Origin of the sequence: Pseudomonas sp. Y24-6, assembly GCF_020295325.1 — a bacterium.
GTDB classification, from domain to species: Bacteria; Pseudomonadota; Gammaproteobacteria; order Pseudomonadales; family Pseudomonadaceae; genus Aquipseudomonas; species Aquipseudomonas gregormendelii.
On the sequence record NZ_JACBXG010000005.1, the window covers coordinates 229,183 to 241,607 of the forward strand.

The 12,425-nt window shown below is 60.5% G+C and carries 9 protein-coding genes; 5 read left to right on the top strand and 4 right to left on the bottom strand.

What is annotated here, in order from left to right:
- Nucleotides 1-49: 49 nt before the first annotated feature.
- Nucleotides 50-2,362, bottom strand: a complete 2,313-nt coding sequence (gene metE / locus HYI44_RS12030) for a 5-methyltetrahydropteroyltriglutamate--homocysteine S-methyltransferase (protein ID WP_225569494.1) — start codon at nucleotides 2,360-2,362, stop codon at nucleotides 50-52.
- Between the two features lie 120 nt (nucleotides 2,363-2,482).
- Between metE and metR the strand changes: the two genes are divergently transcribed.
- Nucleotides 2,483-3,400: a transcriptional regulator MetR gene (gene metR, locus HYI44_RS12035; RefSeq protein WP_045058023.1), complete on the top strand. Its 918-nt coding sequence runs from the start codon at nucleotides 2,483-2,485 to the stop codon at nucleotides 3,398-3,400.
- A 153-nt stretch (nucleotides 3,401-3,553) separates the two neighbouring features.
- On the opposite strand, the gene HYI44_RS12045 is transcribed toward metR, so the two are convergent.
- From HYI44_RS12045 to HYI44_RS12055, 3 genes are all read right to left on the bottom strand, one after another.
- Nucleotides 3,554-4,192, bottom strand: a complete 639-nt coding sequence (locus HYI44_RS12045) for a LysE family translocator (protein ID WP_225569495.1) — start codon at nucleotides 4,190-4,192, stop codon at nucleotides 3,554-3,556.
- Nucleotides 4,193-4,216: 24 nt separating this feature from the next.
- Nucleotides 4,217-4,645 (bottom strand): NUDIX hydrolase, encoded by a 429-nt coding sequence (locus tag HYI44_RS12050; protein ID WP_201149513.1) that lies wholly within the window; start codon nucleotides 4,643-4,645, stop codon nucleotides 4,217-4,219.
- A 76-nt stretch (nucleotides 4,646-4,721) separates the two neighbouring features.
- A complete protein-coding gene (locus HYI44_RS12055; protein WP_225569496.1) occupies nucleotides 4,722-6,089 on the bottom strand; it encodes an HD domain-containing phosphohydrolase in 1,368 nt (455 codons plus the stop codon).
- 262 nt (nucleotides 6,090-6,351) lie between these two features.
- Between HYI44_RS12055 and HYI44_RS12060 the strand changes: the two genes are divergently transcribed.
- From HYI44_RS12060 to HYI44_RS12075, 4 genes are read left to right on the top strand one after another with little or no spacing between them, the layout of a single operon-like run.
- Nucleotides 6,352-8,226 (top strand): putative bifunctional diguanylate cyclase/phosphodiesterase, encoded by a 1,875-nt coding sequence (locus HYI44_RS12060; RefSeq protein ID WP_122840053.1) that lies wholly within the window; start codon nucleotides 6,352-6,354, stop codon nucleotides 8,224-8,226.
- A 44-nt stretch (nucleotides 8,227-8,270) separates the two neighbouring features.
- Nucleotides 8,271-9,230: a cytochrome-c peroxidase gene (locus tag HYI44_RS12065; RefSeq protein WP_201149512.1), complete on the top strand. Its 960-nt coding sequence runs from the start codon at nucleotides 8,271-8,273 to the stop codon at nucleotides 9,228-9,230.
- Nucleotides 9,227-11,038, top strand: a complete 1,812-nt coding sequence (locus tag HYI44_RS12070) for a DAHL domain-containing protein (RefSeq protein WP_225569497.1) — start codon at nucleotides 9,227-9,229, stop codon at nucleotides 11,036-11,038. The genes HYI44_RS12065 and HYI44_RS12070 overlap by 4 nt, the downstream gene beginning before the upstream one ends.
- A complete protein-coding gene (locus HYI44_RS12075; protein WP_225569498.1) occupies nucleotides 11,035-12,399 on the top strand; it encodes an ATP-binding protein in 1,365 nt (454 codons plus the stop codon). Before HYI44_RS12070 ends, HYI44_RS12075 begins: the two co-directional genes overlap by 4 nt.
- Nucleotides 12,400-12,425 lie beyond the last annotated feature (26 nt).

The window sequence follows — 12,425 nt, forward strand, 5'->3', positions numbered from 1 at the left end:
CATGCGATCGTTGATGGTCGGATCGCCGCCCGGAGCATGCGCCGCCAGGCTATGCCAATCGAGTGCGCAACTGCCGCGCTGCCGCCACCATGTTCACCAGCGCAGCTTCGGTCTCCGGCCATGCACGGGTCTTCAGTCCGCAATCGGGATTGACCCACAGGCGCTCGGCCGGAATCCGCTTGGCGGCCTTGCGCAGCAAGTTGATCATCTCGACAGTATCCGGCACGCGCGGCGAGTGGATGTCGTAGACGCCCGGGCCGATATCATTCGGGTAGTCGAACGCCTCGAAAGCCTCCAGCAATTCCATGTCCGAACGTGAGGTTTCGATGGTAATCACATCGGCATCCATGGCCGCGATGGCCTGGATCACGTCATTGAATTCGCTGTAGCACATATGGGTGTGGATCTGGGTTTCGTCACGGACACCCGAGGCGGTCAACCGGAACGCTTCCACCGCCCAGTCGAGGTACTCCTGCCATTGCGCCCGACGCAGCGGCAGGCCTTCGCGGAACGCAGCCTCATCGATTTGCACGATTTTGATGCCGGCTTTTTCCAGGTCCACCACTTCGTCACGCAGTGCCAGGGCCAACTGTTGAGCCTGGACTTTGCGCGAAACATCTTCCCGTGGGAACGACCACATCAGCATGGTCACCGGCCCGGTCAGCATGCCCTTCATCACCTTCTCGGTCTGATTTTGGGCATAGGTAATCCAGTCCACCGTCATGGCCTTGGGACGGCTCAGGTCGCCATAGATGATCGCCGGTTTCACACAACGGGAGCCGTAACTCTGTACCCAGCCGAACCGGGTGAAGGCATAACCGTCGAGCTGCTCGGCGAAGTACTCGACCATGTCGTTGCGCTCGGCCTCACCATGCACCAGCACATCCAGGCCCAGGCGCTCCTGGACTTGCACGGCGTGCCGGATTTCGCTGTGCATGGCATCGGTATAGTCATTGGCAGACAGCTTGCCCTGCTTGAATGCCTGGCGCGCCAGGCGGATCGCACCCGTCTGCGGGAACGAGCCAATGGTGGTCGTGGGAAATGCTGGCAACTGCAGGCGAGCACGCTGTTGTTCAACACGCTGGGCAAACGGTGATTGGCGCCGGCTGTCAGCGGCACTTACCGCCGCAACACGGGCCTGCACGGCAGTTTTGTGAATACGCGGCGACTCGGCACGACTGGCCTCAATGGCATTGCTTTCAGCCAGCGCCGCTCGCACCTTGGGCGCTTGTGGATCGTTAAGCGCGTCACGCAGCACGGCGATCTCGCCACACTTTTGCACGGCAAACGCCAACCAGCTTTTCAGTTCCGGATCGAGTTTGTCTTCGCGCTCCAGATCCACGGGGCTGTGCAGCAGCGAGCAGGAACTGCTGACCCACAGGTTGTCGCCAAAGCGTTCCAGGGCCGGTTGCAATTGCGCCAGCACCGATTCCAGTTCGCAGCGCCACACATTGCGCCCGTTCACCAGGCCCACGGACAGGATCTTGTAGGTCGGCAGGCGATCAAGCACCTGGCCGAGTTGATCCGGCGCACGCACGGCGTCGATGTGCAGGCCTTGCACCGGCAGGCCGACCGCCAGGCCGAGGTTGTCTTGCAGACCACTGAAGTAGGTCGCCAGGAGTTTTTTCAGCGGTGAGTACTGAAGGATGTGGTAGGCGCGTTCGAATGCGCTTTTCCACGCCTGGGGCAGGTCCAGGGTCAGGATCGGTTCGTCGATCTGTACCCATTCCACGCCTTGCGCGGCAAGGCGACTGAGGATTTCGTTGTAGACCGGCAACAGCCGTTCGAGCAGATCGAGCCGGTCGAAGTCGTCGCCCTTGGCCTTGCCCAGCCACAGGTAGGTGAGCGGGCCGATGATCACCGGCTTGACGGTGTGGCCGAGCGCCAAGGCTTCGTCGACCTCGTCGAACAGTTGCTCCCAGCTGAGTTTGAACTGCTGATCGGCGCTGAACTCCGGGACCAGGTAGTGGTAGTTGGTGTCAAACCACTTGGTCAGTTCCTGGGCGTACTGCGCCTGGCCATGCTCATTGCCGCAACAGCTGGCGGTGGCGCCACGGGCCATGGCGAACAGGGTATCGAGGGTCGGCAGGCCGTTCTCGTCCTGGGCGCCGGCAAAACGCTGTGGGATCACGCCGAAGGTCAGGGAATGGGTCAGCACCTGGTCATACCAGGCGAAGTCGCCTACCGGCAGCAAATCGATGCCGGCGTCTTTCTGCAGCTGCCAATGGGTGGCACGCAACTGCCGGCCAACGCTGTGCAGCGCATCCTGGTCGAGGTCGCCCTTCCAATACGATTCAAGGGCTTTTTTCAGTTCGCGGTCTGCGCCGATGCGGGGAAAACCAAGTGTGTGGGCCAACGCCATGGGGAATGCTCTCAATCAAAAGGGGACGTGAAACATGGCGCTATTGTCGACAGACAGGACAACATGAGACAAACTCAACCTTTTCGTGTTGATCACAAGTTTTCCTCATGGAGCTCCCCGGTGCTTGAAATCCGCCATCTGAAAACCCTGCACGCCTTGCGCGAAGCTGACAGCCTGGTCGATGCGGCCGACCGCCTGCACCTGACCCAGTCGGCGCTGTCCCACCAGTTCAAAGAGCTGGAAGAACGCATGGGCATGCCGCTGTTCGTGCGCAAAACCAAGCCTGTGCGCTTCACCAGCGCGGGCTTGCGCCTGCTGCAACTGGCTGATGCGACACTGCCGCTGCTGCGTGGCGCCGAGCGCGACATTGCCCGGCTGGCCGGCGGCACGGCAGGACGCTTGCACATGGCTATCGAGTGCCACAGTTGCTTCCAGTGGCTGATGCCGACCATCGACCAGTTCCGCGACGCCTGGCCGGAAGTCGAACTGGACCTGGCCTCGGGCTTCTCCTTCGCCCCGCTGCCAGCCCTGGCGCGCGGAGATCTGGACCTCGTGGTGACTTCGGACCCGCAGGAGCTGGCGGGCATCACCTATGTGCCGCTGTTCACTTACGAGGCAATGCTTGCGGTGGCCAACCAGCATCGTCTGGCGAGCAAGGCGTACATCGTGCCCGAAGACCTGATCAGCGAGACCTTGATCACCTACCCGGTGGAACGCGACCGGCTGGACATCTTCACCCGTTTCCTGGAGCCGGCGGACATCGAACCGGCGCAGGTTCGCACCTCCGAACTCACGGTGATGATGATGCAACTGGTGGCCAGTGGTCGTGGCGTATGCGGCATGCCCCATTGGGCGCTACATGAATACAGCTCACGGGGTTATGTGAAGGCCAAGCGCCTTGGCGAGAAAGGCCTGTTCGCGACGTTGTACGCGGGAATTCGTGCGGACATGCTGGATGCGCCTTACATGCGCGACTTCTTGCTGACAGCCAAGGACACCTCGTTCTCGACGCTCGATGGCGTCAGTGCCGTGAGGTAGGAGCGAGCTAGGCGCGATGGACGCCAATGATGACGCGGGAAACCTGACACCCCTCGGCGCACTCAGGTTTTTCGCGAGCGAGCTCGCACCTACACGGTTCGGCTGTCATCGATTACGTGGAAAGCTTCACAGCCTGAGCCGTCCCCGGGCTTTTCAGGTTGCCTTACGCTGCTCCAGCATCAAGCGCACCGCCAGCGCCGCCAGCACACCCCCCATGAAATACCGCTGCACAGCCAGCCAGCCCGGGTTGTGCACGAACCAGGAAGCGATGCCCGCCGCGAATAGCGCTATCAGCAGGTTCACGCAAAAACTCACGCTGATCTGAGTCAGCCCCAGCACGATGCTTTGAATGAACACGGAGCCATGTTCAGGAGAAATGAACTGCGGGAACACCGAGAGATAAAACACCGCGATCTTCGGGTTCAGGGCGCTGGTGAGAAATCCCATGGTCACCAGTTTGCGCGAAGAATCCGGCGGCAGCTGCTGCGCTTCAAACGGTGAACGCGCCCCAGGCCTCACCGCTTGCCAGGCCAACCACAGAAGATAGAGGGCGCCAGCCCACTTGAGCACCTCGTAAGCCAACGGCACCGCGAGGAACACCGCCGTCAGCCCCGCTGCGGCAGCGAACAGGTGCACGAAGAACCCCGCCACCACCCCCAGCAATGAAACCACGCCAGCCTTGCGTCCCTGGCAGATGGAGCGGGAAATGAGATAGATCATGTTCGGCCCGGGCGTGAGCACCATCAGCAACGCCGCGGCGGCGAAAATCAACAGGTCGTGGAGTGGAATCATGGGCAATCCTTCGTCCGTAAAAGATCAGGCAGTCGCGATGAGCGAAGCTCGATAAAACGGCAGGATCAGGTCCCGTGTCAATGGCGCCAGCAAGACATCGCCCTCGGTGGCCGGGTCGATCCAGATCACCTCCTCGATCTCCGCCGCCGGCGACACGTCAGCCGCAATTGCCAGCTGAAACAGCTCGGCCTGCACGACAAAACCCGGCTCATTGGCGGCCGGGGCGCTGAACTGGCCAAGGTAGGCGGCGTGCGCAGGATCGATCAACAGCCCCAACTCTTCCTCCAGTTCCCGCGCCAGCGCGTGCACCGGCTGCTCCTGGGCTTCGATCTTGCCACCGGGCTGCATGAAGGCGGTAGTACCGCGTTTACGTACCAGCAGCGTGCGCCCGTCCGGGCCGATCAGCAGCGCTGCGGCAATGCGGATAACGCGGGTGGTTGAAGTAACAGCCATGAAGCAAATCCTGCCCTGGATAAAAAACCCAAGGATACAGGTCCGCCTGTCCGTTCCCAATGGATCAGTACAACGCCTATGCCCTCTCCTGCACGTGCGCAACGTTAGCCGACGGGTCCTGCGGGACCTTTACGAAGATGCTGTACTTCGCCCCCTCCATGGCTTCAAAGGCGATGAGTTTCTCCACCAGTGCCCCGTTCAACACCTTGCCGGCGTTGAGCAGCAGCATGCCATTATCGGCATTGAGGTTGCGCGCCAGGATCATGCCCGCCGCCACGTCGCGAGTAGTCAGCACCTTGACCGCAGGGTCGGCCAGCGAGACATCGCTCTGGCAGGCGGCGCAGACCTGGATGAAATCTTCTACCATCCCCGGGTCGTAGAGCCGACCCGCATAGTTGCGGATATAGAGCAGAGCTTCATCGCTGTTCATCTGCCGCTCCAGAATCAGCCCGCGTTGCAACTCGATGAAATCCACCGCCAGTTTCAGCAGCCGCGAACCAAAGGGAATGGCCTCGCCCTTGAGCCGGTCGGGAAAGCCGGTGCCGTCCCAACGCTCCTGATGGTGAAGGATCAGGCGGGCCGCATCCTTCATCGGGTCGAGGGTCATCAGCAACGTCTCGCTTTGTTTCGGATAACCGCGATAACGCTCGCGGTCGTTGTGATGCAGCAAGTCCGCCGGGGCGGTCATCATGCTGTCCGTCCAGCTCAGCTTGCCAATGTTGTAGAGCGCTGCTGCCATGGTCAGGTCGCGACCGGTGGCTTCATCCACCCCATGGCGGTTGCAGTACACCCGCACCAGCTCGATGATCTGGCGATTGGTCTGCTTGGCCGGCGGCAAGCGCAAATTGGCCAGCAGTGAAAACACCTCGGTACCCGTGACGTAGCTGCGCTTGAGCTCTTCGTAGGCCAGGTCGAGCATATCGGCCGTCTGCTGCAATTCGGCAGTGCGCGCGGCCACATGCTTTTCCAGCGTGGCATTGAGTCGCTTCAGCTGCTCGTTCTGCTGATCGGTTTCCTGCACCAGGCGCAGGCGTTCGCGCTCCGAGTGCTGGTAGGCGAGTGATTGGCGCAGGGTGAGCAGCAGCTCCTCATCGTGCCAGGGCTTGCTGATGTAACGATGAATCTGCCCTTCGTTGATCGCCTTGATGATGGCCGCGGGATCGGCGTAGCCGGTAAGCATGATTCGCGTGGTATGGGGATAAAGCTGGTGGACATGCGCCAGGAACGTGGCGCCATCCATATTGGGCATGCGGGCATCGCTCATCACCAGGTCGATGGGCTGCTGCGCCATGATCTCCAGCGCCTGGGCACCACCCGTTGCCAGCAGCACGTCGTAAGGTTGGCCGCGCAGCAGGCGGCGCAGGCTATTGAGAATCGATTCCTCATCATCAACCAGCAGCACTTTGGGTTTATGACTCGAAGTCGTGGGGGGTTGCTCTTCCATGACGTCACCTCGGGTAGTACTGCTGCATTGCCGGGTCCGGGCGGGGTGGACAGCGCCTGAAAGCGGAGTCTGGCCTACAGGCTAGATGAAATTGAGCGCCTTCCGGCAAATGATTTCATTTTGCCAGCGCGAAGCAGTGGCCAGAGGTCTATGCTCAGGTGACTCGGATCCTATATCTGTACGTTCGGCCAGGTGATCAGGGAAAGGATACCCCTCCTATGAGTACACTCCACGAAACCGTTGCCAGCTTCGGCTCGCGTCAATGACGACCCTGCTGGCGCGGACCAACCGGCGCATTCTGATCATCGACGATGCACCGTCGATTCATGCGGATTTCCGCAAGATCCTCGCTCCCGCCATCGACGACGAACGGGCCCTGGCCGACGCCGAGGAAGCCCTGTTCGGCACGCAGCCGGTGGAGCGCCTGACATTCCAGCTCGACTCAGCCTATCAGGGGCAGGAAGCCCTGGCGCGAGTCCAGCAGGCCCTGGTGGAGGGGCGACCTTATGCGATGGCGTTCATCGACATGCGCATGCCACCGGGCTGGGATGGCCTGGAAACCATCGAACACCTGTGGAAGGCCGACCCGCAGCTGCAGATCGCCCTGTGTACGGCCTACTCCGACTACAGCTGGGAAGACATCGCCGAGCGGCTGGAATTCGGCGATCAATTGCTGGTGCTGAAAAAGCCTTTCGACAGCCTGGAAATCCGCCAGATGGCCAGCGCCATGACCTGGAAATGGCAGATGGCCCAGGACGCGGCATTAAAAGTCTTGAGCCTGGAACAGACCATCGAGGCACGGGTGCACGAGCTGCTCAAGGTCTCGCACCTGCTGCAATACGACGTGCTCACCGAATTGCCCAACAGCACGTTGCTGGGGGACCGCTTGAACCAGTCACTGGCCCTGTCCCGGCGTCATGACAAACAACTGGCGGTGATGTTTTTCGGCCTCGATCGCTTCAAGCGCATCAACAACGCGCTCGGCCATCCCGCCGGCGACCAGATGCTCAAACGGGTCGGGCGCAACGTGGTGGCGGCGGTGCGTGCGTCCGACTCGGTGTTCCGCTACGGCTCGGACGAGTTCGTGGTGATCCTCGCCGACATTCGTCATCCCCAGCAGACCAAGGGCATCGCCGAGAAACTCCTGAACGCGATCCGGGCGCCCCAGCACATTGCCGGCCACGAATTGAGCGTCACCGCCAGCCTGGGTATCAGCGTCTATCCGGACGACGGTTTTGATGCGATTTCGCTGATCAAAAAAGCGGAAACCGCGATGCGCAACGTCAAGGAGACCGGCCCGGACAGCTACCGCTTTTTCATCGAAGAAATGAACCAGCGCGCCTGGGACCAGCAAAGCATGGAGACCGGCATCCGCCTGGCGCTGGCTCGCAACGAATTTGTCCTGCACTACCAACCCAAGCTGGACCTTCGCAGTGGCCAGGTGGTCGGCGCCGAGGCGTTGATCCGCTGGCACAAGCCCGGCCACGGCATGGTCTTTCCATCGGCATTCATCGCAGTGGCCGAAGACAGCGGCCTGATCGTGCCGCTGAGCAAATGGGTCCTGGCCGAAGCCTGTCGACAGAGCTGCGCGTGGCGGGCAGCCGGGCTGCCGCCGATCTGCATGGCAGTGAATATGTCAGCCATCGATTTCCGTCAGGCGGATTTTGTCGATGGCATCGAGCAGATCCTCGCGCAAACCGGCATGGAGCCGGCCCTTCTGGAGCTGGAGATCACCGAAAGCGTGTTGATGCAAAACATCGAGTCCACCGTTACCTCCCTGCAACGGATCAAGGCACTGGGGGTGCGCCTGGCCATCGACGACTTCGGCACCGGTTACTCCAGCCTGAGTTACTTGCGGCGCTTTCCCATCGACGTCCTGAAAATCGACCAGTCATTCATTCGCGGCTTGGGCAGCGACAGCAACGACGCAGCACTGGTCAGTGCCATCATCAGCCTGGGGCGCAGCCTCAAGCTGACCATCATTGCCGAGGGGGTGGAAACCGCTGAGCAACTGGACTTCCTCAAGGCCCGGCACTGTGAGGAAGGCCAGGGCCACTACTTCAGCAAAGCGGTGGAGCCCGAGGTATTCGTTCGCTATGTGGAGTCGCTCAGGCCCTCCTTGTCGACCCTCTCGTGAACCCGACCCAACGACACCCAGGCCAAGCGCTAAGGAAACATCAGATGTGGTTCCGCTTTAACTACCGGCTGCTGGTACCCGTGCTCGGGGTATGCCTGGGCGTCGAAGCCGCGCCGCTGGACGAACCCCTCAAACCCCTGCCTGCGGTGCCCCAACAGGATGCGCAACGCGTAGCGCTGGGTCGCCAGTTGTTCAACGAAACCCGTTTGTCGGTCAATGATTCACTGTCCTGTGCCAGCTGTCACCAACTGGCCGGGGGCGGCGCCGACAACAAGGCCTTTTCGATTGGCTTTACCGGTCTTCCGGTTGCGGTCAACACCCCCAGCGTACTCAACGCCAGCCTGAATTTCCGGCAGTTCTGGAACGGTCGCGCAGACTCCCTGGAAGCCCAGATCGGCGAAGTCGTACAGAGCCCCAGTGAGATGGGCAGCAACTGGCAACACGTGGTACAGACCCTGTCCGCCGATACGGCCTACCGCACTTCATTTGCCAACGCCTACCCCGACGGGGTGACCAGGGACAACGTGCAGAACGCCCTCGCCAGCTACGAGCGCACGCTGATCAGCGCCAACTCGCGGTTCGACCAGTACCTGCTGGGCGACACCCAGATACTCAGTCGCGAGGAAAAGTACGGCTATCAGCGTTTCAAGGAATACGGCTGCATTGCCTGCCACCAGGGGGTGAACATCGGCGGCAACATGTACCAGAAGTTCGGCGTCCTGGGCGATTACTTCCAGGAGCGGGGCCACCCTACGGAGTCCGACCTGGGGCGTTACCTGGTAACCGGGGACGAAGAGGATCGCCACGTGTTCAAGGTGCCCAGCCTGCGCAACGTCGCAGTCACCGCGCCGTATTTTCACGACGGCTCGGCCGCGACGCTCGAAGAGGCGGTGGACGTGATGTTCAAGTTCCAGCTCGGCCGTATTCCTTCGGCCGAAGATAAGACCCTGATCATCAAGTTTCTCAAGACCCTGACCGGTGAATGGGAGGGTAAACCCTTATGACACTGTCCTACCGACGCAACATGACGCTGTTGGGCATCGTCGCCCTGATGCTGGCCTCGACGCTGCTGTTCCTGTACCTCAAATCCAGCGCGGACCAGACCACGACCTACGCCGAATCCCGGGACTTGATCGGTCGCATCAAACAGCTGAATGCGCAGTGGGAAACCGAAATCCTCAAGGCCAGGATCGCCATCAGCCACAATTACGACCCACTGGTCTCGCCACTCACCGAGATGACCCGGCTCTGGCAACGATTTGATTCGATGGAGTCAAGCCACGACCGCAATGCCTCGGCCGCCTGGCGCACCAGTCATGATGCCTTCCTCGCCGCCCTCAAGGAAAAAACCCGCCTGGTCGAACAATTCAAGTCGCACAACGCCGTGTTGCGTAATTCACTGGCATTTCTGCCCACCGCCGAGGACGACATCCAGGCGCAACTGGCCGAACTGGTGGACGGCGACAAATTGCAGTTGCAGAACATCGCCACTGACACCTATGACTTGCTGCTCAGCAGCCTGGAATTCGCCCAGGTCACCTCTGATGGCAAGGCTGCCGACATTCTGCTCGGCTTGAACAAACTGAAGGTCAACAAAGAACGCCTGCCCGAGCAGTTTCACAGCCCGATCGACATTGTCAGCAGCCACATCTCATTGATCCTGCGCGAACAACCACTGGTCAACCGGCTGCTGGAAAACATTGAGGCCATCCCCGTGGCCGAACGCCTGGACGACATTACCGACCTGCTCAACACTGACCAGCACAGGACCGTAGCCGTCGACCAGCGCTACCATTTTTCCATGCTGATATTTTCAGTGTTGCTGGTGCTGTGCCTGGTGTACCTGACCATTCACCTGATGCGCAGTTTCAGGGTGATCCAGCGAGTCAACCAAGCCCTGGAAGTCGCCAATGACGACCTCGAATTGCGGGTAGAAGAACGTACCCGTGAACTGCGCGATACCCAGAGTGAACTGCTCGACACTGCACGCCAGGCCGGGATGGCCGAGATAGCGACCAACGTGTTGCACAACGTCGGCAACGTACTCAACAGCGTCAACATTTCAGCCGATCTGGTGACACGTAAACTGCGCGCCAGCAAGGCCCAGGGCCTGGCCAAGGCGATGCAGCTGATTAACGATCATCCAGGCGATGTGGGCACCTTCCTGACCCAGGACCCGAAAGGCAAACTGCTTCCCGGTTACCTCAATCAACTGGTGGAAGCGATAGCCCTGGAGCAGCAGGGCATGAGCGAGGAACTGGCACAGTTGAGCAAGAGCGTCGATCACATCAAGGACATCGTCGCCACCCAGCAATCCTATGCGGGCGCCAACAGCCTCATGGAGCCGTTGTACATCAGCGAATTGCTCGAAGACGCCCTGCGCATGAACGCGGGCGCCCTGACCCGACATCAGGTGACGGTGGTCAAGGATTACAGCGCATTGCCGCAAGTCATGGGTGACAAGCACCGGCTGCTGCTGATCCTGATCAACCTGATCAGCAACGCCAAATACGCGATGTCGGATTTGAATAATCGTGCGCGGCAAATGACCCTGGCGGTGAAAATCATCGATGACACAACCCTGCAAGTCAGCGTCAAGGACGACGGCGAAGGCATTGCCGAGGAAAACATCACGCGGATCTTTGCCCACGGTTTTACCACCCGCAAGGAAGGTCACGGCTTCGGTCTGCATAGCTGCGCCCTCGCCGCCATCGAGATGAACGGCCACCTCACCGCCCACAGCGACGGCCCGGGCAAAGGCGCCCTCTTCACCTTGCGGATCCCGCTGCACCTCGTACCGGAGCCAGCATGAGCGAGGGTTTCAACCGGCGCATCCTGCTGATCGACGACACTCCGTCCATTCATGCGGATTTTCGCAAGATCCTCATGCCTCCCCCGGTGCAGACGCAGGAGATGGATGCGATGGAAGCGACCCTGTTCGGCAGCGAGACCGCACCGACCCGCGTGACGGTTGAGCTGGATTCGGCCTACGGAGGGCAGGAAGGTCTGGGTAAACTGAAGTGGGCGCTGGACCAACAGCGACCCTATGCCCTGGCCTTCGTCGATATGCGCATGCCCGAAGGCTGGGACGGCGCCCAGACCATCGAACACCTGTGGCAGGCAGACCCGCGCTTGCAAGTGGTGGTGTGTACCGCCTACTCCGATTATTCCTGGGATGAACTGCTCGACCGCCTGCAGGCCCATGACCGGGTACTGATTCTGAAAAAGCCGTTCGACAATGTGGAAGTGCAGCAAATGGCCAATACCCTGTTGGCCAAATGGGACATGACAGAACGGGCCAGCTTGGAGATGAATCATCTTGAGCATCTGGTGCAGCGGGAAGTCGACGAGCGCAAACAGCTTGAATCACAACTGGTGCAATCGGAAAAACTGGCGTCGCTGGGGCAGCTCGCCGCTGGCGTTGCCCATGAGATCAACAATCCCATCGGCTTCATCTCATCCAACCTCGGCACGCTCGATGGCTACTTCCAGCAACTGCAGGAAATGCTCGATGCCTATGGGCAGGCAGAGACCTTGATCCAGGCCGGTGAGTGGGCCGAACGCCTGCAGCAGGTGCGCGAACGGATTGAACTGGACTTCCTGCGCGAGGACATTCCGCTGCTGATCAAGGAGTCCAAGGACGGCATCAACCGGGTCGGCCGGATAGTCAGGGACCTCAAGGATTTTTCCCGGGTGGACGCCAATCAGGAATGGCAGTGGATCAACTTGCAGCAGGGCATCGAGTCGACCCTGAACATCGTCGCCAACGAACTCAAGTACAAGGCCGATGTGCTCAAGGAGTATCAGGTGCTACCCGACATCGAGTGCCTGCCCTCACAAATCAATCAGGTGTTCATGAACCTGATCGTCAATGCCTCCCAGGCGATTGGCCCGGAACGCGGCACCCTGACCCTGCGCACCGGGCATGCTGCACAGTCGGTATGGATCGAAGTGCAAGACACCGGCTCCGGCATCGCACCGCAGAACCTGCAGAAAATCTTCGACCCGTTTTTCACTACAAAACCCGTTGGCCAGGGCACAGGCCTGGGATTGTCCTTGTCCTACGGCATCATCAAGAAGCATCGCGGAGAAATCACGGTTCGCAGTGAAGTCGGCGTGGGCACCACATTCCGGGTCGAGTTACCCATTCGCCAGAGCAGCCGAGTCGACTGACGCCCCGCGAGGCTGGCATCAGTGGG

What these genes read in the sequence shown, in the direction of transcription:
- metE (WP_225569494.1), bottom strand. Translation starts at nt 2,362, where the DNA reads ATGGCGTTGGCCCACACACTTGGTTTTCCCCGCATCGGCGCAGACCGC.
- HYI44_RS12045 (WP_225569495.1), bottom strand. Translation starts at nt 4,192, where the DNA reads ATGATTCCACTCCACGACCTGTTGATTTTCGCCGCCGCGGCGTTGCTG.
- HYI44_RS12050 (WP_201149513.1), bottom strand. Translation starts at nt 4,645, where the DNA reads ATGGCTGTTACTTCAACCACCCGCGTTATCCGCATTGCCGCAGCGCTG.
- HYI44_RS12055 (WP_225569496.1), bottom strand. Translation starts at nt 6,089, where the DNA reads ATGGAAGAGCAACCCCCCACGACTTCGAGTCATAAACCCAAAGTGCTG.
- HYI44_RS12060 (WP_122840053.1), top strand. Translation starts at nt 6,352, where the DNA reads ATGACGACCCTGCTGGCGCGGACCAACCGGCGCATTCTGATCATCGAC.
- HYI44_RS12065 (WP_201149512.1), top strand. Translation starts at nt 8,271, where the DNA reads ATGTGGTTCCGCTTTAACTACCGGCTGCTGGTACCCGTGCTCGGGGTA.
- HYI44_RS12070 (WP_225569497.1), top strand. Translation starts at nt 9,227, where the DNA reads ATGACACTGTCCTACCGACGCAACATGACGCTGTTGGGCATCGTCGCC.
- HYI44_RS12075 (WP_225569498.1), top strand. Translation starts at nt 11,035, where the DNA reads ATGAGCGAGGGTTTCAACCGGCGCATCCTGCTGATCGACGACACTCCG.